This is a genomic window from Actinotalea subterranea (genome assembly GCF_008364845.1).
In the GTDB taxonomy this organism is placed as follows: domain Bacteria; phylum Actinomycetota; class Actinomycetes; order Actinomycetales; family Cellulomonadaceae; genus Actinotalea; species Actinotalea subterranea.
In genome coordinates, this window is the sequence record NZ_VTTP01000007.1 from 69,326 (window position 1) to 93,429 (window position 24,104).

Annotated in this window: 21 protein-coding genes; 20 read left to right on the forward strand and 1 reads right to left on the reverse strand. The window is 73.4% G+C overall.

Annotated features, from left to right (window positions below; genetic code table 11):
- Positions 1-123: 123 nt before the first annotated feature.
- The 6 genes from FZ988_RS12780 to hisF all read left to right on the forward strand — a co-directional run bounded on the left by FZ988_RS12780 (position 124) and on the right by hisF (position 5,093).
- On the forward strand, positions 124-318 hold the full coding sequence (locus FZ988_RS12780; protein WP_149204415.1) for a ubiquitin-like protein Pup: 195 nt from the start codon (positions 124-126) through the stop codon (positions 316-318).
- A 6-nt stretch (positions 319-324) separates the two neighbouring features.
- Positions 325-1,152, forward strand: coding sequence for a proteasome subunit beta (prcB, locus tag FZ988_RS12785; RefSeq protein ID WP_149204416.1), 828 nt, complete (start codon positions 325-327; stop codon positions 1,150-1,152).
- The gene (gene prcA / locus FZ988_RS12790; RefSeq protein WP_149204417.1) at positions 1,149-1,928 is read left to right on the forward strand and encodes a proteasome subunit alpha; all 780 of its coding nucleotides are present in this window, start codon (positions 1,149-1,151) and stop codon (positions 1,926-1,928) included. Before prcB ends, prcA begins: the two co-directional genes overlap by 4 nt.
- Before the next feature lie 2 nt (positions 1,929-1,930).
- Positions 1,931-3,292, forward strand: coding sequence for a Pup--protein ligase (pafA, locus tag FZ988_RS12795; protein WP_149204418.1), 1,362 nt, complete (start codon positions 1,931-1,933; stop codon positions 3,290-3,292).
- A gap of 135 nt (positions 3,293-3,427) precedes the next feature.
- A complete protein-coding gene (locus tag FZ988_RS12800; protein WP_149204419.1) occupies positions 3,428-4,309 on the forward strand; it encodes an FKBP-type peptidyl-prolyl cis-trans isomerase in 882 nt (293 codons plus the stop codon).
- A gap of 16 nt (positions 4,310-4,325) precedes the next feature.
- On the forward strand, positions 4,326-5,093 hold the full coding sequence (gene hisF / locus FZ988_RS12805; protein ID WP_149204420.1) for an imidazole glycerol phosphate synthase subunit HisF: 768 nt from the start codon (positions 4,326-4,328) through the stop codon (positions 5,091-5,093).
- Positions 5,094-5,194: 101 nt separating this feature from the next.
- Here hisF and FZ988_RS12810 read toward each other — a convergent pair whose 3' ends face one another.
- A complete protein-coding gene (locus FZ988_RS12810; RefSeq protein WP_149204421.1) occupies positions 5,195-5,872 on the reverse strand; it encodes a TIGR03085 family metal-binding protein in 678 nt (225 codons plus the stop codon).
- A 179-nt stretch (positions 5,873-6,051) separates the two neighbouring features.
- Here FZ988_RS12810 and FZ988_RS12815 point away from each other — a divergent pair, with 179 nt between their 5' ends.
- From FZ988_RS12815 to FZ988_RS12880, 14 genes are all read left to right on the forward strand, one after another.
- The gene (locus FZ988_RS12815) at positions 6,052-7,923 is read left to right on the forward strand and encodes an ABC transporter ATP-binding protein (RefSeq protein ID WP_149204514.1); all 1,872 of its coding nucleotides are present in this window, start codon (positions 6,052-6,054) and stop codon (positions 7,921-7,923) included.
- A complete protein-coding gene (locus FZ988_RS12820; RefSeq protein WP_149204422.1) occupies positions 7,920-9,737 on the forward strand; it encodes an ABC transporter ATP-binding protein in 1,818 nt (605 codons plus the stop codon). The genes FZ988_RS12815 and FZ988_RS12820 overlap by 4 nt, the downstream gene beginning before the upstream one ends.
- Before the next feature lie 108 nt (positions 9,738-9,845).
- Positions 9,846-10,238 carry a phosphoribosyl-AMP cyclohydrolase gene (gene hisI, locus FZ988_RS12825; protein WP_149204423.1) on the forward strand — a complete coding sequence of 131 codons (393 nt, stop codon included), beginning with the start codon at positions 9,846-9,848 and terminating at the stop codon, positions 10,236-10,238.
- Positions 10,235-11,794 carry an anthranilate synthase component I gene (locus FZ988_RS12830; protein WP_149204424.1) on the forward strand — a complete coding sequence of 520 codons (1,560 nt, stop codon included), beginning with the start codon at positions 10,235-10,237 and terminating at the stop codon, positions 11,792-11,794. The genes hisI and FZ988_RS12830 overlap by 4 nt, the downstream gene beginning before the upstream one ends.
- A 17-nt stretch (positions 11,795-11,811) precedes the next feature.
- Positions 11,812-12,516, forward strand: a complete 705-nt coding sequence (locus FZ988_RS12835) for a Trp biosynthesis-associated membrane protein (protein ID WP_188079094.1) — start codon at positions 11,812-11,814, stop codon at positions 12,514-12,516.
- A 114-nt stretch (positions 12,517-12,630) separates the two neighbouring features.
- Positions 12,631-12,951, forward strand: coding sequence for an HGxxPAAW family protein (locus FZ988_RS12840; protein ID WP_149204426.1), 321 nt, complete (start codon positions 12,631-12,633; stop codon positions 12,949-12,951).
- Positions 12,952-12,984: 33 nt separating this feature from the next.
- On the forward strand, positions 12,985-13,344 hold the full coding sequence (locus tag FZ988_RS12845; protein WP_149204427.1) for a CD225/dispanin family protein: 360 nt from the start codon (positions 12,985-12,987) through the stop codon (positions 13,342-13,344).
- A gap of 16 nt (positions 13,345-13,360) precedes the next feature.
- A complete protein-coding gene (locus FZ988_RS12850) occupies positions 13,361-13,780 on the forward strand; it encodes a DUF2752 domain-containing protein (RefSeq protein ID WP_149204428.1) in 420 nt (139 codons plus the stop codon).
- A 148-nt stretch (positions 13,781-13,928) separates the two neighbouring features.
- On the forward strand, positions 13,929-14,741 hold the full coding sequence (trpC, locus tag FZ988_RS12855) for an indole-3-glycerol phosphate synthase TrpC (RefSeq protein WP_149204429.1): 813 nt from the start codon (positions 13,929-13,931) through the stop codon (positions 14,739-14,741).
- Between the two features lie 119 nt (positions 14,742-14,860).
- On the forward strand, positions 14,861-16,099 hold the full coding sequence (gene trpB, locus FZ988_RS12860; protein WP_425457985.1) for a tryptophan synthase subunit beta: 1,239 nt from the start codon (positions 14,861-14,863) through the stop codon (positions 16,097-16,099).
- Positions 16,096-16,956: a tryptophan synthase subunit alpha gene (gene trpA, locus FZ988_RS12865; protein WP_425457981.1), complete on the forward strand. Its 861-nt coding sequence runs from the start codon at positions 16,096-16,098 to the stop codon at positions 16,954-16,956. Before trpB ends, trpA begins: the two co-directional genes overlap by 4 nt.
- A complete protein-coding gene (gene lgt, locus FZ988_RS12870; protein ID WP_149204430.1) occupies positions 16,953-17,861 on the forward strand; it encodes a prolipoprotein diacylglyceryl transferase in 909 nt (302 codons plus the stop codon). The genes trpA and lgt overlap by 4 nt, the downstream gene beginning before the upstream one ends.
- A 170-nt stretch (positions 17,862-18,031) precedes the next feature.
- Positions 18,032-22,594, forward strand: coding sequence for a glutamate synthase large subunit (gene gltB, locus FZ988_RS12875; RefSeq protein ID WP_149204431.1), 4,563 nt, complete (start codon positions 18,032-18,034; stop codon positions 22,592-22,594).
- On the forward strand, positions 22,587-24,068 hold the full coding sequence (locus FZ988_RS12880; protein ID WP_149204432.1) for a glutamate synthase subunit beta: 1,482 nt from the start codon (positions 22,587-22,589) through the stop codon (positions 24,066-24,068). The genes gltB and FZ988_RS12880 overlap by 8 nt, the downstream gene beginning before the upstream one ends.
- Positions 24,069-24,104 lie beyond the last annotated feature (36 nt).

A 24,104-nucleotide genomic window follows, 5' to 3' on the forward strand; every position in this document is an offset into this window, starting at 1 on the left:
CGGCGGCGCCACCTAGGATCGAGGGGTCGGCGAGACGTCGACGCACAGGCAGGACAGCACGTCGCCCTGACGGACCGGCCGGGAGGCACGGGACGTGGGGCGGCCGACGATCGGGAGGGCACCATGGCCGGTCAGGACCAGCGCCAGCACCACCGCGACGGCGAGGACCCCGCCGACACCCCGGAGCCCGTCCCCACGGCGCCCTCCGCCCAGTCGCGCGACTCCGAGGTGGATGCCCTCCTCGACGAGATCGACGACGTGCTCGAGTCGAACGCCGAGTCCTTCGTGCGCGGATTCGTGCAGAAGGGCGGTCAGTGAGCCTCGATGACCGACTCCCACGGCCGCCTGCCGCGGTCCTTCACCACGCCCGGCACGTCGTCGTTCCTCGACTTCCTGGCCCATCACGACCCGAGCCTGCTGCCGACGGGTCGGACCCTGCCCGCAGGTGACGCGCCGGCGTCGACGCACGCGACGACCATCGTCGCCCTGACCTTCGACGGCGGGATCGTCATGGCGGGGGACCGCCGCGCGACGGCGGGCTCGATGATCGCGAGCCGGCACATCGAGAAGGTGTTCCCGGCGGACGAGTACTCGGCGATCGGCATCGCGGGCACCGCGGGGCTCGCGCTCGAGCTCGTCCGGCTCTTCCAGCTCGAGCTCGAGCACTACGAGAAGATCGAGGGGACCCTGCTCTCGCTCGACGGCAAGGCCAACCGGCTCGCCACGATGGTCCGCGGCAGCCTCGGGCTCGCGATGCAGGGGCTCGCGGTCGTGCCGCTCTTCGGCGGGTACGACCTCCAGCGCGGAACCGGACGGATGTTCTCGTTCGACGTCACCGGCGGCCGGTACGAGGAGCTCGAGCACCACGCCGTGGGCTCCGGGTCCGTGTTCGCACGTGGCTCCTTGAAGAAGCTGTGGTGGCCCGGCATGCCCGCGTCCGACGCCGTGCGCACGGCCGTCCACGCCCTGGTCGACGCGGCGGACGACGACTCGGCGACGGGCGGCCCTGACACCGTGCGGCGCATCTGGCCGGTCGTGGCCGTCGTCACGGCAGAGGGCTACCGGCGCGTCGCCGACGACACGCTCGCCGAGGTCGCCGCGCAGGTCGACGGCATGCGCCGCGCGACCGAGTCAGGAGGGGGTGCGCGATGAGCATGCCGTTCTACGTCTCGCCCGAGCAGCTCATGAAGGACCGTGCGGACTACGCCCGCAAGGGCATCGCCCGGGGGCGCTCCGTCGTCGTGCTCGCGTACGACGAGGGCATCGCGTTCGCGACGGAGAACCCCTCGCGCGCCCTCCACAAGATCTCCGAGATCTACGACCGCATCGCCTTCGCGGCGGTCGGCAAGTACAACGAGTTCGAGAACCTCCGCGTCGCGGGCGTGCGCTACGCGGACCTGCGCGGCTACTCCTACGACCGGCAGGACGTCAACGCCCGGGGGCTCGCGAACGCCTACGCGCAGACCCTCGGCACGGTCTTCACGACCGAGTCGAAGCCCCTCGAGGTCGAGCTCGTCGTCGCCGAGGTCGGGCACGTCGCCGAGGAGGACCAGATCTACCGGCTGTCGTACGACGGGTCCGTCGCCGACGAGCACGGGTTCGTCGCGATGGGCGGCCAGGCCGAGCAGCTGACCGAACGCCTTCGCGAGGGCTGGGCACCGGGCCTCGACCTCGCCGGCGCGGTCCGGCTCGCGGTCGACGTCCTCGGGTCGCAGCCCGAGGGGGAGCCGCGCGTGCTCACCCCCGGGCAGCTCGAGGTCGCGGTCCTCGACCGGACGCGCTCGCGACGCGCGTTCAGGCGCGTCGCGGCGCCGGCGCTCGGGACGCTCCTCGGGCAGCCCGCAGGGGACGACGCACCGACCGACGGCGCGGCGACGACCGATGGCGCGGCGCCGGACGTCAGCGCCGCGACGGACGAGCGGGGCTGACGGTGGACCGCCGCATCTTCGGCCTCGAGACCGAGTACGGCGTGACGTGCGCCGTCGACAGCGGTCGCGGGCTCTCGGCGGACGAGGTCGCGCGTTACCTGTTCCGCAAGGTCGTCGCGTGGGGCCGGTCGTCGAACGTGTTCCTGCGCAACGGCTCGCGCCTGTACCTCGACGTCGGCTCCCACCCCGAGTACGCGACGGCGGAGTGCGACGACGTCCGCCAGCTCGTGGCGCACGACCGCGGCGGCGAGCGCATCCTCGAGGGCCTCGTGGCCGACGCGCAGCAGCGCCTCGAGCACGAGGGCGTCCCCGGCACGATCCACCTGTTCAAGAACAACACCGACTCGGCCGGCAACTCCTACGGGTGCCACGAGAACTACCTCGTGCGGCGCCAGGGCGACTTCGGGCGCCTTGCCGACGTGCTGGTGCCGTTCCTCATCACCCGCCAGGTCCTCACGGGTGCGGGCAAGGTGCTGCCGTCGGCCCGGGGCGCGACGTACACGCTCTCGCAGCGCGCAGACCACATCTGGGAGTCGGTCTCGAGCGCCACGACCCGCTCGCGTCCCATCATCAACACGCGTGACGAGCCCCACGCCGACGCCGAGTCGTACCGCCGTCTCCACGTGATCGTCGGCGACTCCTCGATGTCCGAGACGACGACGCTGCTCAAGGTCGGTGCGACCGACCTCATCCTGCGGCTCGTCGAGGCCGGGGTCCCGATGCGCGAGATCGCGCTCGAGAACCCGATGCGTGCCATCCGCGAGATCAGCCACGACCTGACCGGGAGCAAGCCCGTCCAGCTCGCGAACGGGCGCACGGCGTCGGCGATCGAGATCCAGGAGGAGTTCCTCGGGCGTGTGCAGGAGCACGTCACCGACCACGTCGAGCTGACGCCCGTGATCAAGCAGACGCTCGAGCTCTGGGAACGCGGCCTGCGCGCGGTCCGGACCGGTGACCTGAGCCTGGTCGACCGCGAGCTGGACTGGGTCATCAAGCTGCGGCTCGTCCAGCGCTACCAGGACAAGCACGGCATCGGGCTCGACGACCCGCGCATCGCGCGCCTCGACCTCGCCTACCACGACATCTCCCGCAGCGAGGGCCTGTACAACCTCCTGGCGGCCCGTGGCCTGGTCGAGCGCGTCGTCACCGACCTGGACGTCTTCGAGGCGACGGCGGTGCCCCCGCAGACGACGCGCGCCCGGCTGCGCGGCGAGTTCGTGCGGCGGGCCCAGGAGGCCCGCCGTGACTACACCGTCGACTGGGTGCATCTCAAGCTGAACGACCAGGCGCAGCGAACAGTCCTGTGCAAGGACCCGTTCCGCAGCGTCGACGAGCGTGTGGACCGGCTGCTCGAGTCGCTGTGAGGACGTCGTGACGTCGCGGTGAAGGCGGGCGCCCGGGCAGGTCACAGCCCCGCGGCAAGCCGTACAGTGGCGTGCGCGGGTCCCCGCCCGCATCCGCAGCCCGCGCCGGAACCACGGCGCCAGGAAGGGAGCTCCGTGCGCCGTCAGGTCCTCGTCGGGGTCGTCTGTGCCGCGCTCGCTTCGCTCGTCGGGCTGTCGGCCTGCACCCCGGAGGCAGCCCCGACCGGGGAGGTCACGGTCACGGGGGAGCCGGGCGCCGTCCCGACGCTCGAGTACGAGAAGCCGCTGACCGTCGACGAGCCCACGGTCGAGGTGATCTGGGAGGGTGACGGCCCCGAGGTCGCCGACGGGCAGGCCGTGCTCGTCGACTACTACGCCGAGGCAGGGTCCGACGGCTCCGTCGTCGGCGAGACGTACTCGGCCGAGCCCAAGGCCTACCTGATGAGCGCCGAGGCGCTCGGCATGGACATCTACGAGGCGCTCAGCGGGCAGCACGTCGGCGCACGCGTGCTGCACCTCGTGCCCGCCGCGGGTGGCCAGGAGGCCCCCACGGTCGCCGTGTTCGACATCCTCCCGACCCGGGCGTCAGGCGAGGCCCTCGAGGCGCGCGAGGGGCTGCCCACAGTCGAGCTGGGTGACGACGGCGAGCCCGCCGTGACGATGCCGGCGGCCGAGCCGCCCGCGGACCTCGTGGTCCAGCCGCTCATCCGCGGGCTCGGCCCGCAGGTGGAGCCCGGACAGGTCATCACCGTCCAGTACACGGGCCTCAAGTGGTCGGACGGGTCCGTGTTCGACTCGAGCTGGGGCCCGGGCAAGCTGCCCGCCCCGTTCCCCATCGGCGTCGGCTCCGTGATCGAGGGCTGGGACGAGGGCCTGGTCGAGCAGACGGTCGGGAGCCAGGTCCTCCTCGTCATCCCCCCGCGCCTCGGGTACGGCGGCACGGAGAACGAGCTCGCGGCGGAGACGCTCGTCTTCGTCGTGGACATCCTGGCCGCGAGCGGCCCGACGACCGAGTGAGGGACGGCCGAGACCGATGACTGCCGCGATCCGTGTGATCCCGTGCCTCGACGTCGACGCAGGGCGCGTCGTCAAGGGCGTGAACTTCGCCGACCTGCGTGACGCCGGCGACCCCGTCGAGCTCGCACGCCGGTACGACGCGGAGGGGGCCGACGAGATCACCTTCCTCGACGTCTCGGCGTCCTCGGGAGACCGCGAGACCACCTACGACGTCGTGCGGCGCACCGCGGCCGAGGTGTTCGTCCCGCTCACGGTCGGCGGAGGTGTGCGTTCCGTCGAGGACGTGGACCGGCTGCTGCGCGCGGGAGCGGACAAGGTGGGCGTCAACACCGCCGCGATCGCCCGTCCCGAGCTGATCTCCGAGATCGCCCAACGCTTCGGCAGTCAGGTGCTGGTGCTGTCCGTGGACGCACGCCGCATCGAGGGCGCCACGGCACCCTCCGGGTACGAGGTCACCACCCACGGCGGACGGCGCGGCACAGGCATCGACGCCGTCGGCTGGGCGAGGCGCGCCGTCGAGCTCGGCGCCGGCGAGATCCTCCTGAACTCGATGGACGCGGACGGGACCACGGCCGGCTTCGACCTCGAGATGCTCGCCGACGTCCGCCGCGAGGTCGCGGTGCCGCTCATCGCGAGCGGCGGTGCGGGCACGCCCGAGCACTTCCTCGAGGCCGCCCGCGCCGGCGCCGACGCCCTGCTCGCCGCGAGCGTGTTCCACTTCGGCGTCCTGACCGTCGGGCAGGTCAAGGAGCACCTGCGCGGCGCGGGGATCCCGGTGCGCTGACGTCGGCGCCCACCGGCGCGCGCCGACCCGCCGGGGGACCGGCACGGTGCTGTGCCGCCCGGGCACGACTCAGCATGACCGGGCTCGACGTGGCGGGCGCGTCAGCGCGGCCTGAACCCCTCCATCGCGGCCACGGCGTCAGGCGCGCCGTCGACCAGGACCCGGGCGGCCGACGACCGGCCGAAGGCGTGCAGGAGCAGGTCGTCGAGCGCCCCGCGCACCACCACGTCGGACGGCCCCGGGCTCGTCGGGAGCGCCCGGGAAGCGCGTGGCGCGGCGCGGGCCCGGACCTCGCGTCCCGCCGTGTCGGCCAGCACGACGCCGACCGGGGACCGTCGGTACGCGAGCCTGGCCATCCGGGTCAGGGCGCGCCACAGGGCGTCGTCGTGAGCGGCCGTGCGCGTGCGCGCCTCGACGGACGCGCCCGCCGGCCCGGCGCGACGCACGTCCTCGGTGTGCACGAAGAGCTCCGTGAGGTCCGCCAGGTCGCCCGCCCAGGCCACCGGGCTCCAGCGCGGCGGGGTGCGGACCCGCTCGACGAGCGCCTGGTAGCCGGCGCCGGTCACGGAGCTGTCGCCCAGGGCGAGCGTGACCCGCTCCGTGCGCCCGTGCAGCCCGGGCACCACGAGGCCGAGGGCTACCGTCGGCGAGCCCTGCCGGAGCACCACGTGGGCGGCGAGGTGCTCGGTGCGCCAGCCCTCGCAGAGCGTGGGAGCGCCCGGCCCGGCGGTGAGCAGCGCCTCGACGAGCGCCGACCTCTCGAGCGTGTGCCAGGCCATGCGCCATCGTCCCATGAGATGCTTGTGCACCCCCTTCGCACCATGGAAGGACTGCTGTGCGCCTGGGATCGAAGCGTTCCGACGAGGAGCGTCCCGTCGTACCCCCTCACCGATCGGCCGACGCGTCAGCACGCCCTGCCGCGCTGAGTGGCGGCGCCGTGCGTCGCTCGCTGCAGCTCATGGGCCGCGGGATCGCGTCGCAGCCACGGACCTACCTCCTGGCGATCGGCACGTCCGCGGTCTTCGGGGCGATGATGGTGGGCGTCAGCCAGGCGCTCGGCGCGGTGACGGACCGTGTGGTCGTCCCCGCCCTCGAGGGCTCGGCACAGGCGCGGTCGCAGGTCTGGGTCGCGGGCCTCGTCCTCTTCGGCGTGGCGGTCACGCTCGCCCTCGCGGTCGCCGGCCGGCGCGTGTTCGCGGGCATCGGCTACGCCGACATCCAGGCCGACCACCGACGCGCGGTCACCCGGCAGTACCTGCGCCTGCCGATGTCGTGGCACCGGGCGCACCCGACCGGTCAGCTCCTGTCCAACGCGAGCTCGGACGTCGAGGCCTCGACGGGGGTCTTCAACCCGCTGCCCTTCGCCCTGGGCGTCGTCGTGATGATCGGCGTCGCGGCCGTCGCCCTGTTCCGGGTCGACGCCCTCCTCGCGGTCACGGCCCTCGCGGTGCTGCCGCTCGCGGTGCTCGCGAACCTCGTGTTCCAGCGCTACATGTCGCCCGCGATCACGCGTGCGCAGCAGCTGCGCGCCGAGGTGTCCGACGTGGCGCACGAGAGCTTCGAGGCGGCGCTCCTCGTCAAGTCCCTCGGGACCGAGGACCGCGAGGAGGCACGGTTCGCTGAGCGGGCCGACGCGCTGCGCGCCGCGAACGTCCGCGTCGGCCAGGTGCGCGCCGTGTTCGACCCCGTCATCGACCTGCTGCCGAGCCTCGGGACCCTCGTGGTGCTCCTCGTCGGCGCCCACCGCGCCGCCGCGGGCGCCGTCCAGACCGGCGACATCGTGTCCGCGGCCTACCTGCTCACGATCATGGCGGTGCCGGTGCGCGCGTTCGGCTGGGTCCTGGGGGAGCTGCCGCGTGGGCTCGTCGGCTACGACCGCATCGCCCGCGTGCTCGACGCCTCGGGCGTGCTCCCCACGGGCGACGCGAGCCTCCCGGCGCGGCCGGGCGGCGCGGGCGTGCGCATGCGGGGCGTGCAGGTGCTCGCTCCGGGCGCCGAGGGCGACGTCGCCCTGCTGCACGACGTCGACCTCGACCTCCCACCCGGTCGTGTCGTGGCGCTCGTCGGCACGACGGGCTCGGGCAAGACCACCCTCGCGTCGTTGCTCAGCAGGCTGCGCGACCCGGACGCAGGGACGATCGAGGTGGACGGCGTCGAGCTGCGGCAGATCCGCCCCGCCGACCTCGCGGCCCAGGTCGCCCTCGTCGCCCAGCAGTCCTTCGTCTTCGAGGACACCGTGCGGTCCAACGTCACGCTCGCCGACCCCGACGAGCCGGGTGCGCCCGACGACGAGGCCGTCTGGGAGGCCCTGCGCATCGCACGGGTCGACGACGTGGTGCGGGCCCTGCCCGACGGTCTCGACGCGCAGATCGGTGAGCGCGGCGCCAACCTGTCCGGTGGTCAGCGGCAGCGCCTCGTCATCGCACGTGCGCTCGTGCGCAGGCCACGCCTGCTCGTGCTCGACGACGCGACGTCGGCCGTCGACCCCCGGGTCGAGCAGCAGATCCTCACGGGTCTGCGGGCGGCGACGGCGCGGCCCGCAGCGACCGCGCACCAGCCGGCCGACGCCGACGGCGACGTCGGGCTGCAGTCGGACCAGGTCACGGGGCCGACGGTCCTCCTGGTCGCCTACCGGATGTCCTCGGTGCTGCTGGCCGACGAGGTCGTGCACCTCGAGGGCGGGACGGTCGTCGACCGAGGCACCCACGAGGAGCTCCTGGGCCGCGACCCCGGGTACCGCGAGCTCGCGACGGCCTACCTGCTCGAGTCCGAGCGCAGGTCAGGGCTCCAGGAGACGCTCCCCGTGGAGCAGGCGGGGGCGGAGCGATGAGCGAGGGCACGCAGGGTGGGGCGGCGTCGGCCCAGGTCGGGCGGTCCAGGACGCTGGGGCCGATGGCGACGCTGCGCCGCGGCGTCGAGGTCTCGCCGGAGCTCGTCCAGGGCATCGGCGTCACCGTCCTGCTGGCGGTCCTCGCCGCGGCCGGACGGGTCGTGGTGCCGATCACCGTCCAGCAGACCGTCGACACGGGGATCCTCGCCCCCGGCGGGCCAGTGGTCGGCAGGGTCGCGACGCTCGTCGCGCTCGCCGGCGTCGCCCTCGTCGTCTCGGGCGCGTGCGCGGCGCTCGTCAACGTCAGGCTCTTCCGCAGCAGCGAGGCGGGGCTCGCCCGCCTCCGGGTCCGGGCGTTCCGGCACGTCCACGACCTCTCCGCGCTGACCCAGGGCACCGAGCGGCGGGGAAGCCTCGTCTCACGCGTCACGAGCGATGTCGACACCATCTCGCTGTTCGTGCAGTGGGGCGGGATCATGCTGCTCGTCTCGGTGCTGCAGATCCTCGTCGCGACCGCCCTCATGCTCGTGTACTCGTGGCAGCTCACGCTGGTCGTGTGGGCCTGCTTCGTGCCTCTGCTCCTCGTGCTGCGGCCGGCCCAGAAGAGGGTCAGCACGGCCTACGCGGCGGTCCGGGAGCGCGTAGGGGCGATGCTCGGGGCGATCTCCGAGGCCGTCGTCGGTGCCGAGACCATCCGCGCGTACGGTGTCGGTGCGCGGAGCCAGCGCAAGATCGACGCCGCGGTGCGCGCCACGCGGGACGCGATGGTGCGGGCGCAGACCCGGGTCGCCCTCGTGTTCTCGAGCGGCGTGCTCGTCGCCAACGGCGTCCTCGCGGCCGTCGTCGTCGTCGGGACGTTCCTCGGGGTCGCGGGCGACATCTCGGTGGGCCGCCTGCTCGCGTTCCTCTTCCTCGTCCAGCTCTTCACCGGCCCGGTGCAGATGGCGACGGAGATCCTCAACGAGCTCCAGAACGCGCTCGCCGGCTGGCGGCGGGTGCTGGGCGTGATCGACACACCGGTCGACATCGCCGACCCGGCCGACGGCGGGGCGCCGACGGCACGTGGAGCGGCGCGCGTGGAGCTGCGCGGCGTGAGCTTCGCGTACCCGGGCGGCCCGCGGGTCCTGAGCGACGTCGACCTCGAGGTCCCCGCGACGGCGAAGGTCGCGGTCGTCGGGGCGACGGGGTCCGGCAAGACGACGCTCGCGAAGCTCGTGACGCGCCTGGTGGACCCCGCGGAGGGCTCCGTGCTGCTCGACGGCGTCGACCTGCGGGACCTCGCCCTCGCCGACCTGCGCCGACGCGTCGTGCTCGTGCCGCAGGAGGGCTTCCTGTTCGACGGCACCGTGCTCGACAACGTCGCGTACGGGTCACGCACCGACGCCGAGGAGCCGGACGAGAGCGCGGCACTCGCGGCGTTCGACGAGCTCGGTCTCTCCGACTGGCTGGCCGACCTCCCGCAGGGGCTGCGTACGGACGTCGGTCAGCGCGGCGAGCGGCTCTCGGCGGGGGAGCGGCAGCTCGTCGCCCTCGCGCGGGCCCACCTCGCGGCCGGGGACTTCCTCGTGCTCGACGAGGCGACGAGCGCCGTCGACCCCGCGACGGAGGTCCGCATCGCGCGTGCTCTCGACCAGCTCACCGCCGGGCGCAGCACGTTGACCATCGCGCACCGCCTGTCCACCGCCGAGGCGGCCGACCTCGTGGTCGTGGTCGACGCGGGACGTGTCGTCCAGGTCGGGGCCCATCGTGAGCTCCTCACCGAGGACGGGCCGTACGCGGCCATGCACGCGGCGTGGCTCGCCCAGACCCGCTGACGCGCACGTCCGCGCGGCGCTGAGCGAGACAGGGCGGCGCCGCCTCCTGTGCCGCCACCCGGGCGGGCGCGGGCGCACCGGGAGCGTGCCGCGTGGCAGGATCGGCGCGTGCTCGAACCGGTCCAGCCCGCCCGCCCGTCCGCTCTCGATCCTGCCGTCGCCGCGCGCCTCAAGCGCGACGACGCGGGCCTGGTCTGCGCCGTCGTGCAGCAGCACGACTCGGGCGAGGTGCTCATGGTCGGCTGGATGGACGACGAGGCGCTGCACCGCACCCTGACGAGCGGACGGGTCACGTTCTGGAGCCGCTCGCGCCAGACCTACTGGCGCAAGGGCGACACCTCGGGGCACGCCCAGCACGTGAGGTCCGTGAGCCTCGACTGCGACGGCGACGCCGTCCTCGTGCGGGTCCACCAGGTCGGCGCCGCGTGCCACACCGGGGCGCGCACATGCTTCGAGGCCGGCGGCGACCTGGGCGCCGTCGTCGGGCAGGACGCGCGATGAGCCCGACGACGACGGAACCCGCAGCGGTGGACCTCGCCTGGGGCGCGACCTGGCCGCAGCTCGAGACCTTCCGCGAGCTCGCTCGCACCCGGCGGGTCGTGCCGGTCGTGCGCCGGCTGCTCGCCGACGAGGTCACGCCGGTGGGCCTGTACCGGACGCTCGCCCAGGGCCGTCCGGGCACGTTCATCCTCGAGTCGGCCGAGGTCGACGGGACCTGGTCGCGGTACTCGTTCGTCGGGGTCGCGTCCCGCGCCACCCTGACCGTCGCCGACGGCCAGGCGGCGTGGCTCGGCGACGTGCCCGTCGGCGTCCCCCGCACGGGCGACGTGCTCGACGTGCTGAGTCGCACGCTCGAGGCGCTGCGGACGCCCGCCATCGCGGGCCTGCCCCCGCTGACCGGTGGCCTCGTGGGTGCACTCGGCTGGGACATCGTGCGGCACTGGGAGCCGACGCTGCCCGCCAAGGCCCCGGAGGAGCTCGGCGTCCCGGAGCTGACGCTGTGCCTCGCGAGCGACCTCGCCGTGGTCGACCACGTCGACGGCACCGTCTGGCTCGTCGCCAACGCGATCAACTTCGACGACACGGACGAGCGGGTGGACGAGGCGCACGCCGATGCCGTCGGGCGTCTCGACGCCATGCAGGCACGGCTCGCGGAGCCCGTGCGCACCCCGCCTGCCGTCCTGACGGACGCGCGCGAGCCCGAGCTCGAGTTCCGCAGCTCGCGTGCCGACTTCGAGGCGTCCGTGCGCGCCGGGAAGGAGGCGATCCGTGAGGGGGAGGTCTTCCAGGTCGTCCTCTCCCAGCGCCTGGACCTCGACTGCCCCGCGGCGCCCCTGGACGTCTACCGGGTGCTGCGCACGATCAACCCGAGCCCGTACATGTACTACTTCGCCCTCCAGGACGCGCGGGGGCAGGAGTTCGCGGTGGTCGGGTCCAGCCCGGAGACGCTCGTCAAGGTGACCGACGGGCGGGTCGTGACCTTCCCGATCGCGGGCTCGCGTCCGCGTGGGGCGACGCCCGCGCAGGACGCCGAGCTCGCCGAGGAGCTGCTCGCCGACCCCAAGGAACGCGCCGAGCACATCATGCTCGTGGACCTGTCCCGCAACGACCTCGTCAAGGTGTGCGAGCCGACCTCGGTCGAGGTCGTCGAGCTCATGGCGGTGCGGCGCTTCAGCCACATCATGCACATCTGCTCGACGGTGGTCGGTCGCCTGAGGCCCGGCGCGACGGCGGTGCAGACCCTCACGGCGACGTTCCCCGCGGGGACGCTCTCGGGGGCGCCCAAGCCGAGGGCCATCGCACTCATCGACGAGCTCGAGCCGGCCCGCCGCGGCATCTACGGCGGAACCGTGGGCTACTTCGACTTCGCGGGTGACATGGACATGGCGATCGCGATCCGTACGGCCCTGATCCGCGACGGTCGCGCGAGCGTCCAGGCGGGCGGGGGGATCGTCGCGGACTCGGTCGAGGCCCTCGAGTACGCGGAGTCGCGGAACAAGGCGGCGGCGGCGGTGCGCGCCGTCCAGGTCGCGGCGCGGCTCCGCCCGGCGACATGAGCGGCGTTCCTCCTCACATGTCGCAGGACGAGGGCAGCAGCGCTCGGCGCCCGACGCGCGTCGTCGTGCCCGACCGGCGTGCCGTCGTGCTCCTGGGCTGGGCGCTCGGCCTCGGGACGCTCGCGGCGGGCGGCGCGGTCTGGGCGCGCGCCGCGACGTCGAGCGCGGTCGAGGCGCACGTGGACCTCGCCGTGGCGGGCGGTGACGTCGCCCCGGGCGTCGCCGCCGGTGGGCTCGTCGTGCTCACGTCGGCGCTCGCGCTGGTGCTCGCGGGCCCGTGGTTGCGGCGCGCGGCGGCGGCACTGCTCGCCCTCGGCGGCCTGCTCGTGGTCACGTCCGCGGTCGCCGGCCTGCGCTCTGTCGCCCGGGCCGCGCGGGCCGCCGCGCAGGATGCGGTCGGCGTTCCCGAGCTCGACGGACCGGTGACGGTGACGGCGATGCCGTGGGTCACGGCTGCCCTCGGCGTCCTCGTCGTCGTGCTCGGCGCGTGGGCAGTGGTCGTCGCGGGGCGCTGGGGGGCGGCCACGGCCAGGCACGACGCGCCCGGGCGTCGCGGCGTCGGCACCGCGTCCGTCGGCACCTCCGTCGGCACGTCCGGCGCCGCACCCGGTCCGGCTCGCGCCTCGGTCGAGCCGTCGGCGGACGGGCCGGCCCTGGACGGCGACGACCCCGACCTCCACGCGACCTGGGACGCGCTGTCCCGGGGCGAGGACCCGACCTGACCCGACCTCGCCCGACGGCGGTGCGGCCGGACCGTCCCACGCTCCGCGGATGCCGCGACCGTCCGGGCTCTTTTCGCTAGGCTCACGATCACTCCACGAAAGGCACACACGCGCATGGGTGACATGTCCGCCGACCGTCCCGTCGAGGTGACCCACCTCCCGGTGGCGCCACCGCCACGGAACCACGGCCACACGACGGCCGCCTGGGTCACCGTGACCCTGGTGCTCGTCGGCGCGGTCACGTCGTCCATCGCCGTCGTCGTCGCACTTCCGTGGCTCTTCTGGGCCGGCCTCGGCGTGATCCTCGTGGGTCTCGTCGCCGGTCGCGTCCTGAAGATGCTCGGCCTCGGTCAGCCCGACCACCCCGGCCGGTCCGACCGATCCCGCCTGCCCGGCACCGCCGGGCACCAGGGCACGGGTCACCCCGCGTCCTGACTTCCCCTCCACACCCACAGGAGCGTTTGGCACATGAGTACTCCGCCTGGACCCCAGGACCCGTACGGCGCGCAGCCGCCCGCCGGGGGCATGCCCCCGAACTACTACGGTGGCGCGCCGCAGCAGCCGGGCCCGCCGCCGCAGAACTACCTGGTCTGGGCCATCATCAGCGTGTTCCTGTGCTGGCCGCTCGCCATCCCGGCGATCATCTTCTCGACCCAGGTCAACACGAAGTGGGCCCAGGGCGACGCCATGGGTGCTCAGGAGTCCTCGCGCAAGGCGAAGACCTTCGCCCTGTGGGCCACGATCGCCGGTGCTGTGTCGATCGTGCTGTGGTTCGCGCTCAGCGCCGCCGGGATCCTGGCCGCCGGAAGCATCGACTCCACCTACTGATCGATCGCTGCGACGTATGAGTGCTGCATCGACGCCGGCTCGGCGTCGTCAGCTCATCGCGCCGGTGACGACGGCCGTGGCGGGTATCGCCGCGGCCGTCGTCGCGTTCGGCGTCGACCCGTACGAGCCGGGTCACTTCCCGACCTGCCCGGTGCTGTCGATGACAGGTCTGTACTGCACGGGCTGCGGCACGCTCCGCGCCGTGCACAGCCTGCTGCACCTCGACGTCGCCGGCGCGTGGGGGATGAACCCGCTCGCGCTGCTGCTCGCGCCCTTCGCCGTGGCCACCTGGGCAGCGTGGGTGCGGCGCGCCTGGACCGGCGAACCCCTGCGGTGGCTCGCTCCTCCGTGGGCGGTCGGCGTCGTCCTCGTCGCGATGGCGCTCTTCACCGTCCTGCGCAACCTCGCGCCGTTCGCGCCGTACCTCGCTCCCTGACGCGACCGCCTACCACCCCCGGCGGCGCGGCCGCCAGGGCCGAGGGGCCCTGGTCCCAGCCCGTGGGCGTGGCGGGGACCGCCGCCGGACGGCCCTACGATGACCCGTGACGGGGTCTGCGGGGGATGGGCCCGAGGAGGTGGCGGAGATGACGGTCCTCGAGGACATCGTTGCCGGGGTGCGCCTGGACCTGGCCGAGCGTGAGGCGGCCACGCCGCTCGCGGCGGTCAAGGAGCGTGCGGCCCGCGTGCCCGAGGCCAAGGAGTGCCTGAGCCGCCTCCACGACGAGGCCGCGGTCGCGGTCATCGCCGAGGTCAAGCGGTCGAGCCCGAGCAAGGGCGCGCTCGCCTCGATCGACGACCCTGCGGCGCTCGCGTCGGAGTACGAGGCCGGTGGTGCGGCCGCGATCTCGGTGCTCACAGAGCAGCGGCGCTTCCACGGGAGCCTCGCGGACCTCGACGCCGTCCGCGGGACCGTCGACGTCCCCGTCCTCCGCAAGGACTTCGTCGTGACGCCGTACCAGGTCTGGGAGGCCCGTGCGCACGGCGCCGACCTGGTCCTGCTCATCGTCGCGGCCCTCGAGCAGACGGTCCTGACCTCCCTCGTCGAGCGTGTCCACTCCCTCGGGATGACCGCGCTCGTCGAGGTGCACGACACGGAGGAGGTCACGCGCGCGCTCGACGCCGGCGCACGGTGCATCGGGGTCAACGCCCGCAACCTCAAGACGCTCGACGTCGACCGCACGACCTTCGCGCGGCTCGCGCCGATGATCCCCAACGGTGTCGTCCGCATCGCCGAGTCCGGCGTGCGTGGGCCGCACGACGTCATGGACTACGCACGCTCGGGCGCCGACGCCGTGCTCGTCGGCGAGAGCCTCGTGACCGGCCGCGACCCGAGGGCGGCGGTCGCCGACCTGGTCGCCGCGGGCGCGCACCCCTCGCTGCGGGCGGTGCGTCAGTGACGGCTGCGCCCGACGGCGCACGGTCCGTCCCGGACCACGCGCACGAGGACGTCGACGGCACCGCCGCGGCGTCGAGCACCACGGCGGCGACCCCGCCCCCACCGGTCGAGGAGGCCGCCATGGCGGAGGCGATGGGTCCCACCCGCACGGCAGCGGGTTCCGGCCCCTACTTCGGGGACTTCGGCGGGCGGTTCGTCCCCGAGGCGCTGATCGAGGCTCTGGACGAGCTCGACGCCGAGTACAGCAAGGCCAAGGCCGACCCGGCGTTCGGTGACGAGCTCGCGCGGCTGCACCTGACCTACACGGGCCGCCCGAGCATCATCACCGAGGTGCCCCGGTTCGCCGCCCACTGCGGTGGCGTGCGCGTCATCCTCAAGCGCGAGGACCTCAACCACACGGGGTCCCACAAGATCAACAACGTGCTCGGCCAGGCGCTCCTGACCAAGCGCCTCGGCAAGAAGCGCGTCATCGCGGAGACCGGGGCCGGCCAGCACGGCGTCGCCACCGCGACCGCCGCCGCGCTCTTCGACCTCGACTGCGTCATCTACATGGGCGAGGAGGACACGCGCCGCCAGGCGCTCAACGTCGCGCGCATGCGGCTCCTCGGCGCCGAGGTGGTGCCCGTGTCGACCGGCTCGAAGACGCTCAAGGACGCGATCAACGAGGCGCTGCGCGACTGGGTGACGAACGTCGACACGACCAACTACGTCTTCGGCACGGTCGCGGGCCCCCACCCGTTCCCCGCGATGGTGCGCGACTTCCAGCGCATCATCGGGGTGGAGGCACGGCAGCAGGTGCTCGACCTGACCGGCCGCCTGCCCGACGTGGTCGCCGCGTGCGTCGGCGGCGGCTCGAACGCGATCGGCATCTTCCACGCGTTCCTCGACGACCCGGACGTGCGCCTCGTGGGCCTCGAGGCGGGCGGCGACGGGGTCGACACGGGGCGTCACGCCGCGACGATCAGCGGGGGAGCGCCGGGCGTCCTCCACGGGGCGCGGTCCTTCCTGCTCCAGGACGAGGACGGGCAGACCATCGAGAGCCACTCGATCTCCGCGGGCCTGGACTACCCGGGGGTCGGCCCCGAGCACTCGTGGCTCTCCTCGATCCACCGGGCCGAGTACCGCCCGATCACGGACGCCCAGGCCATGGAGGCCTTCCGTCTGCTGTGCCGCACCGAGGGCATCATCCCCGCGATCGAGTCGTCGCACGCGCTCGCCGGGGCGATGCAGCTGGGCCGTGAGGCCGTCGCGGCAGGCCGGCCCGACACCACGATCCTCGTGAACCTGAGCGGGCGGGGCGACAAGGACGTCGAGACGGCTGCGGCGTGGTTCTCGCTGCTGGACGAAGGAGAGTCGTGACCGATCAGGCCGTGGGTACGCAGGACCCTCGCGCACGGGACGTCCGTAGCGCCGTCGGGGAGCGCATCGACGCGGTGCGTGCCGCCGGCCGCGCCGCGCTCGTCGGCTACCTGCCGGTCGGCTTCCCGGACGTCGAGACGTCCGTGCGCGCGGCACGGACCATGGTCGAGCAGGGCGTCGACGTCGTCGAGCTCGGCGTCCCGTACTCCGACCCCGTCATGGACGGGCCCCTGATCCAGAAGGCCGTCGAGTCCGCGCTCGGCGCCGGGGTCCGCGTGCGCGACACCCTGCGCGCGGTCGAGGCCGTGGCCGGCGCCGGTGCGCCGGTGCTCGTGATGACGTACTGGAACCCGGTGATCCGCTACGGGGTCGACGCCTTCGCCCGCGACCTCGCCTCGGCGGGCGGGGCGGGCATGATCACGCCGGACCTCATCCCGGACGAGGCCGGCGAGTGGATGACGGCGTCCGACCGCTACGGCCTCGACCGGGTGTTCCTCGTGGCACCCAGCTCGACGACCGAGCGCCTCGCGCTCACCGCGCGGGCCTCGCGGGGCTTCGTCTACGCGGCGTCCACGATGGGCGTGACGGGTACGCGTACGTCCGTCGGCGAGCACGCCGCACGGCTCGTCGCCGACACACGCCGGGCGGGTGCCGAGCACGTGTGCGTCGGCCTGGGCGTGAGCACGGCCGACCAGGCGGCCGAGGTCGCGGCGTACGCGGACGGCGTCATCGTCGGGAGCGCGTTCGTCCGTCCGCTCGTCGAGGCCGCGGAGGGCTCGCCGGGCTCCGACGGCATCGAGCGGCTCGCCGCCGTCGTGCGTGACCTCGCCTCGGGCGTGCGCCGGGCGGCCGTATGAGCGCACTGCACGCCGTCGCGGGCCTCGTCCTGCCCGCGGCGCTCCCGAGCCCGTCCCAGGGCGTCTGGTACCTCGGCCCGTTCCCGCTGCGCGCCTACTCGCTGTCGATCATGACCGGCATCGTCGTCGCCCTCTGGCTCACCCGGCGCCGCTGGGTCGAACGTGGCGGGGACCCGGACACCGTGCTCGAGATCGTCTTCTGGGCGGTGCCGTTCGGCATCGTCGGCGGACGGCTCTACCACGTCGTGTCCTCGCCCGACCAGTACTTCGGACCGGACGGCGACCCCTGGAAGGCATTCGCGGTCTGGGAGGGAGGCCTGGGCATCTGGGGTGCGATCGCGGTCGGGGCCGTCGGCGCATGGATAGGCACGCGTCGGCAGGGGGTCCGGTTCGCGCCGTTCGCCGACGCCGTCGCGCCCGGCCTGCTCGTCGCGCAGGCGATCGGGCGACTGGGGAACTGGTTCAACCAGGAGCTCTTCGGGGGACCGACGGACCTCCCGTGGGGCCTGCAGATCGACCCCGCGAGCCCGACGTTCCCCGACGGGTACCCCGCCGACACGCTGTTCCACCCCACCTTCCTCTACGAGATGGTGTGGAACCTCGCGGCGGCCGCGCTGCTCATCTGGCTCGACAGGCGTCGCCGCCTCGGGCACGGACGTGTCTTCTGGCTCTACGTCGTCCTCTACACGTCCGGCCGGCTCTGGATCGAGGCCCTGCGCATCGACCCCGCCGAGCTGGTCCTCGGGCTCCGGCTGAACATCTGGACGTCCATCCTGGTGGGACTGACCGCGCTGGTAATCTTCGTGGTGGTCGGACGCCGTCACCCCGGGCGTGAGACCACCCTGCAGCTGCGAGCACCGGCCGAAGGCACGACCGACGACGCCGAGGTCCCTGACCCGCACTGAACCGGCGTGACCGGTCGCACGGCGGCCTTCGCGTGACATATGTCACGCGGCACGATGAAGGTCCGCCCGGGCGCCCCCGGTATCGTCGCCACGATTTCGGGCCGACGGCGTCCCTGTACTTCTCCCGACCACGAACCCGGCACCGTCCGGGTCCAGCGAGGACGGTGCACATGAGCCGGCCGCTCCACCCCAGCGAAGCGCCCTCGGCGTCGGGTCTCTACGACCCCTCGGCCGAGCACGACGCCTGCGGCGTAGCGTTCGTCGCGACGCTGCGTGGCACCCCCGGGCGCGACATCGTCGACGCGGGCCTGACGGCGCTGCTCAACCTCGACCACCGCGGCGCCGTGGGTGCGGAGACGGACAGCGGCGACGGCGCCGGCATCCTGACCCAGATCCCCGACGCGTTCCTGCGGGACGTGGTCGACGCCGAGCTCCCGCGCCCCGGTCACTACGCGATCGGGATGGCCTTCCTGCCCACGGACGCCGACGCCCAGCTCGCGGCCGTCGAGGGTGTCGAGAAGCTCGTCGTCGACGAGGGCCTCGAGCTCCTCGCATGGCGCGACGTCCCGGTGACCGCGGGCCTCGTCGGGCCGACGGCGCGCGCGAGCATGCCGTTCTTCCGTCAGCTCGTCGTCGCCGACCCGAGCCGGGAGCTCGGCGGGATCGACCTCGACCGTCGGACGTTCCGCGTGCGCAAGCGTGCCGAGAACGAGCTCGGCGTGTACTTCGCGTCGCTGTCCGCCCGCACCCTCACGTACAAGGGCATGCTCACCACGGCTCAGCTCGAGCCGTTCTTCCCGGACCTCTCGGACCCGCGCTACGCGTCGGAGCTGGCCCTGGTCCACTCGCGGTTCTCGACCAACACGTTCCCGTCCTGGCCGCTCGCCCAGCCGTTCCGCCTGCTGGCGCACAACGGCGAGATCAACACGGTCCGTGGCAACAGGAACTGGATCGCCGCCCGGCAGAGCACGCTCGGCAGCGACCTGATCGGTGACCTCCAGCCCCTGCTCCCGGTGTGCACCCCGGGTGGCAGCGACTCCGGGACGTTCGACGAGGTGCTCGAGCTGCTGCACCTCGCGGGCCGCAGCCTGCCCCACGCGGTGCTGATGATGGTGCCCGAGGCCTGGGAGAACCACACGGAGATGGACCCGGACCGTCGGGCCTTCTACGAGTACCACGCGAACCTCATGGAGCCGTGGGACGGGCCCGCCGCGCTGACGTTCACGGACGGCACCCTCATCGGCGCCGTGCTCGACCGTAACGGCCTGCGGCCCGGGCGGTACTGGATCACCGACGACGGCCTCGTGGTCCTCGCGAGCGAGACGGGCGTGCTCGACCTCGACCCGGCGACCGTGGTGCGCAAGGGCCGGCTCGAGCCGGGCCGCATGCTGCTCGTCGACACGGGTGCGGGCCGCGTCATCGCGGACGACGAGATCAAAGCCCAGCTCGCCGCGCAGCGGCCGTACGCGCAGTGGGTCGCCGACCACTCGGTGTTCCTCGACCAGCTCCCCGAGCGCGAGCACGTGCAGCACAGCCCCGCGTCCGTGCGCCGTCGTCAGCGCGCCTTCGGGTACACCGAGGAGGAGCTCAAGATCCTCCTGGCGCCGATGGCCTCGACGGGTGGCGAGCCGCTCGGTGCGATGGGCTCCGACACGCCGATCGCGGTCCTCTCCGCGCGTCCGCGCCTCCTGTTCGACTACTTCACGCAGATGTTCGCCCAGGTCACGAACCCGCCGCTCGACGCGATCCGCGAGGAGCTCGTCACATCGATCGGCGGCGCGATCGGCCCCGAGCCGAACCTCCTGGCCGACCTCCCGGAGCACGCGCGCAAGCTCGTCCTGCCGTTCCCCGTGCTCGACAACGACCAGCTCGCGAAGATCGTGCGGATCGACCGTGACCCGGCGCTCGCCGGCGTCTTCCGGTCGGTCATGGTGCGGGGTCTCTACAAGGTCGACGGCGGCAAGGCGGCCCTCGAGGCGCGCCTCGAGGAGATCTTCACGCAGGTCGACCAGGCGATCGACGACGGTGTCAGCTTCATCGTCCTGTCGGACCGCGACTCCGACGCGGACAGCGCGCCGATCCCGTCGCTCCTGCTCTCGAGCGCCGTGCACCACCACCTGCTGCGTCGGCACACCCGGACGCGGGTGAGCCTGGTCGTCGAGGCCGGCGACGTGCGCGAGGTCCACCACGTGGCGCTCCTGATCGGCTACGGCGCGGCTGCCGTCAACCCGTACCTCGCCATGGAGACGGTCGAGGGCATGGCGCGCGAGGGCTCGCTCGGCGCCGTCACGCCCGAGCAGGCCGTCGCCAACCTCATCAAGGCGCTCGGCAAGGGCGTGCTCAAGGTCATGAGCAAGATGGGCATCTCCACGCTCATGTCCTACCGGGGCGCGCAGACGTTCGAGGCGTTGGGCCTGTCCCAGGAGGTCGTGGACCGGTACTTCGCCGGGACGACGAGCCGGCTCGGCGGCATCGGGCTCGACGTCGTCGCGGCCGAGGTCGCGGCACGCCATGCGGACGCCTACCCCGCGAGCGGGAACCCGCAGGCGCACCGCAGGCTCAACGTGGGCGGCGAGTACCAGTGGCGCCGGGACGGCGAGGAGCACCTCTTCGACCCCGAGACCGTCTTCCGGCTCCAGCACTCGACGCGCACGCGACAGCTCGACGTGTTCCGTCAGTACACGCGACGCGTCGACGACCAGGCCTCGCGCCTGCTCACCCTGCGTGGCCTCATGACGTTCGCTCAGGGCACGCGTCCGCCCGTGCCCCTCGACGAGGTCGAGCCGGTCAGCGAGATCGTCAAGCGCTTCAACACCGGCGCGATGTCCTACGGCTCCATCTCGGCCGAGGCGCACGAGACGCTCGCGATCGCGATGAACCGCCTCGGTGGCCGGTCGAACACCGGCGAGGGCGGCGAGGACCCCGAGCGGCTGCACGACCCTGCTCGGCGCAGCGCGATCAAGCAGATCGCGTCGGGCCGGTTCGGCGTCACCGCCGACTACCTCACGAACGCCGACGACCTGCAGATCAAGATGGCGCAGGGGGCCAAGCCGGGCGAGGGTGGGCAGCTGCCAGGCAACAAGGTCTACCCGTGGATCGCCGCGACGCGGCACTCGACCCCGGGCGTCGGCCTCATCTCGCCGCCGCCGCACCACGACATCTACTCGATCGAGGACCTCGCCCAGCTCATCCACGACCTGAAGAACGCGAACCCGGCGGCCCGGGTCCACGTCAAGCTCGTGAGCGAGTTCGGTGTGGGCACGGTCGCGGCGGGCGTGTCGAAGGCGCACGCCGACGTCGTGCTCATCTCCGGGCACGACGGCGGGACGGGCGCGAGCCCGCTCACGTCCCTCAAGCACGCGGGCACCCCGTGGGAGATCGGCCTCGCGGAGGCCCAGCAGACCCTCGTGCTGAACAACCTGCGGGACCGCGTCGTGGTCCAGGTCGACGGCCAGCTCAAGACCGGCCGCGACGTCGTCGTCGGTGCGCTCCTGGGCGCCGAGGAGTTCGGCTTCGCGACCGCGCCCCTGGTCGTGAGCGGCTGCGTCATGATGCGCGTCTGCCACCTGGACACGTGCCCGGTCGGTGTCGCCACGCAGAACCCCGAGCTCCGGGCGCGCTTCACGGGCAAGCCGGAGTTCGTCGAGACGTTCTTCGAGTACATCGCCACCGAGGTGCGCGAGTACCTCGCGGCGCTCGGGTTCCGGTCGATCGCCGAGGCCGTCGGGCACGTCGAGGCCCTCGACACGCGGGCCGCGATCGACCACTGGAAGGCGGCCGGGCTCGACCTCGCGCCCGTGCTCGCCCGCCCCGAGCCCGCCCCGGGCTCATCGTTGCGTCACACGACCGCGCAGGACCACGGTCTGCACAAGGCGCTCGACAACCAACTGATCGCGCTCGCCGCTCCTGCGCTCCAGGACGGGACACCGGTGCGCATCGCGCTGCCCGTCCGCAACGTCAACCGCACGGTCGGCACGATGCTCGGCCACGAGGTGACGAAGCGGCACGGCGGCGCGGGGCTCGCGGACGGCACCATCGACGTGACCCTCACGGGGTCGGCGGGCCAGTCCCTGGGCGCGTTCCTGCCGAAGGGCATCACCATCCGCCTGCTCGGTGACGCGAACGACTACGTCGCCAAGGGCCTGTCGGGCGGGCGCGTCGTCGTGCGCCCGGACCAGGCCGCGGTGCTCGCGGGGGACCGCGACGTCATCGCGGGCAACGTCATCGGCTACGGCGCGACGTCGGGCGAGGTGTTCCTGCGCGGGGTCGTGGGCGAGCGGTTCGCCGTCCGCAACTCCGGGGCCACCCTCGTCGTCGAGGGCGTCGGCGACCACGCGTGCGAGTACATGACGGGCGGGACCGTGCTGGTCCTCGGGCGCACGGGCCGCAACTTCGGCGCCGGCATGTCCGGCGGTCAGGCGTTCGTCCTCGACCTGCGCCGCGAGGTCGTCAACAAGCCGGCGCTCGCCCAGGGCGACCTCGCCCTGACCCCGCTCACCGACGCGGACGCGGCGCTCGTCGAGCAGCTCCTGCGCAGCCACCACGAGGAGACGGGCTCGCCGCGCGCCGCGGCGCTCCTTGCGGACCTCCCCGCGGCCCTGGCCCGCTTCACGCGCGTCGTGCCGACCGAGTACGAGCGCATGCTCGCGACGCTCGCCTCGGCGCACGAGCAGGGGCTCGACCCGTCGGCTCCGGGCGTGTGGGACCACATCCTGGAGGTGTCTCGTGGCTGACCCCCGGGGGTTCCTCAAGGTGCGGGACCGTGCGCTCCCGCCGAGCCGCCCGGTGCCCGTGCGTCTCATGGACTGGCGCGAGGTCACGGAGCACCGCGCGACCGAGGAGGACGCCGAGCACGCGGTGATGCTCCACGCGCAGGCGGGCCGGTGCATGGACTGCGGCATCCCCTTCTGCCACCAGGGCTGCCCGCTCGGCAACCTCATCCCGGACTGGAACGACCTCGTCTGGAAGGACCAGTGGGCGGAGGCGAGCCATCGCCTGCACCAGACGAACAACTTCCCGGAGTTCACCGGGCGCATCTGCCCGGCCCCGTGCGAGACGTCGTGCGTGCTCGGCATCAGCCAGCCGCCCGTGACGATCAAGAACATCGAGGTCTCGATCGCGGAGGAGGCCTTCGCGCGCGGGTACGTCACGCCCCAGGTGCCGCACTTCCTCACGGGCAGCACCGTCGCGGTCGTCGGCTCCGGACCGGCGGGCCTCGCGGCGGCGCAGCAGCTCACCCGGGCCGGGCACACCGTCGCGGTGTTCGAGCGCGACGACCGCATCGGTGGGCTCCTGCGGTACGGCGTGCCGGACTTCAAGCTCGAGAAGGACCTCATCGACCGCCGGGTCGCCCAGATGGAGGCCGAGGGCACCCGCTTCCGTCCCGGCGTCGAGATCGGGGTGGACATCAGCTGGCGTGAGCTGAGCGCGCGCTACGACGCCGTCCTCATCGCGACCGGTGCGACGGTGCCGCGGACGCTCCCCGTGCCGGGCGCGGACCTCGCGGGCATCCACCCGGCCATGGAGTACCTGCACCAGGCGAACGCCGTGGTCGCGGGCGACGACGTCCCCGGGCAGGTCATCGCGACCGGCAAGCACGTCGTCATCATCGGCGGCGGCGACACCGGCTCCGACTGCCTCGGCACGGCGCTGCGCCAGGGCGCCGCCTCGGTGACGACGCTCGCGATCGGCATGCAGCCGCCCCTCGACCGTCCCGAGAACCAGCCGTGGCCCACGGACCCCGTGCTGTTCGAGGTCTCGTCCTCGCACGAGGAGGGCGGTGAGCGCACCTACCTCGCGTCGACCGTCGGCTTCCAGGGCGACGAGCACGGGCGGGTGCGCAGCCTCCGGGTCGCCAGGACGGAGTACCTCCCCGACGGCCGGCGCGTCCCGACGCCCGGCACCGAGCACGAGATCCCCGCGGACCTCGTGCTCGTGGCGATGGGCTTCACCGGCCCGGAGACGGCCACGCTCGTCGAGCAGACGGGTGCCGACGTGACCGGGCGCGGCTGGATCGCGCGCGGCGACGACTACGCCACGTCCGTCCCGGGCGTGTTCGTGGCGGGCGACGCCGGGCGCGGCCAGTCGCTCATCGTGTGGGCCATCGCCGAGGGCCGTGCCGCGGCCGCCGGCGTCGACGCCTACCTGCGTGGCAGCACCGAGCTGCCCGTCCCCGTGGGCCCGGGCGCGCGGGCCATGCGACCCTGAGGGGCACGACGAACCACCGCACGGCCACGTGCGTGC

What these genes read in the sequence shown, in the direction of transcription:
- FZ988_RS12840 (WP_149204426.1), top strand. Translation starts at nt 12,631, where the DNA reads ATGGGTGACATGTCCGCCGACCGTCCCGTCGAGGTGACCCACCTCCCG.
- prcB (WP_149204416.1), top strand. Translation starts at nt 325, where the DNA reads ATGACCGACTCCCACGGCCGCCTGCCGCGGTCCTTCACCACGCCCGGC.
- FZ988_RS12845 (WP_149204427.1), top strand. Translation starts at nt 12,985, where the DNA reads ATGAGTACTCCGCCTGGACCCCAGGACCCGTACGGCGCGCAGCCGCCC.
- prcA (WP_149204417.1), top strand. Translation starts at nt 1,149, where the DNA reads ATGAGCATGCCGTTCTACGTCTCGCCCGAGCAGCTCATGAAGGACCGT.
- FZ988_RS12835 (WP_188079094.1), top strand. Translation starts at nt 11,812, where the DNA reads ATGTCGCAGGACGAGGGCAGCAGCGCTCGGCGCCCGACGCGCGTCGTC.
- FZ988_RS12815 (WP_149204514.1), top strand. Translation starts at nt 6,052, where the DNA reads ATGGGCCGCGGGATCGCGTCGCAGCCACGGACCTACCTCCTGGCGATC.
- trpB (WP_425457985.1), top strand. Translation starts at nt 14,861, where the DNA reads ATGGCGGAGGCGATGGGTCCCACCCGCACGGCAGCGGGTTCCGGCCCC.
- FZ988_RS12830 (WP_149204424.1), top strand. Translation starts at nt 10,235, where the DNA reads ATGAGCCCGACGACGACGGAACCCGCAGCGGTGGACCTCGCCTGGGGC.
- hisF (WP_149204420.1), top strand. Translation starts at nt 4,326, where the DNA reads ATGACTGCCGCGATCCGTGTGATCCCGTGCCTCGACGTCGACGCAGGG.
- FZ988_RS12780 (WP_149204415.1), top strand. Translation starts at nt 124, where the DNA reads ATGGCCGGTCAGGACCAGCGCCAGCACCACCGCGACGGCGAGGACCCC.
- FZ988_RS12810 (WP_149204421.1), bottom strand. Translation starts at nt 5,872, where the DNA reads ATGGCCTGGCACACGCTCGAGAGGTCGGCGCTCGTCGAGGCGCTGCTC.
- FZ988_RS12820 (WP_149204422.1), top strand. Translation starts at nt 7,920, where the DNA reads ATGAGCGAGGGCACGCAGGGTGGGGCGGCGTCGGCCCAGGTCGGGCGG.
- trpC (WP_149204429.1), top strand. Translation starts at nt 13,929, where the DNA reads ATGACGGTCCTCGAGGACATCGTTGCCGGGGTGCGCCTGGACCTGGCC.
- gltB (WP_149204431.1), top strand. Translation starts at nt 18,032, where the DNA reads ATGAGCCGGCCGCTCCACCCCAGCGAAGCGCCCTCGGCGTCGGGTCTC.
- FZ988_RS12850 (WP_149204428.1), top strand. Translation starts at nt 13,361, where the DNA reads ATGAGTGCTGCATCGACGCCGGCTCGGCGTCGTCAGCTCATCGCGCCG.
- lgt (WP_149204430.1), top strand. Translation starts at nt 16,953, where the DNA reads ATGAGCGCACTGCACGCCGTCGCGGGCCTCGTCCTGCCCGCGGCGCTC.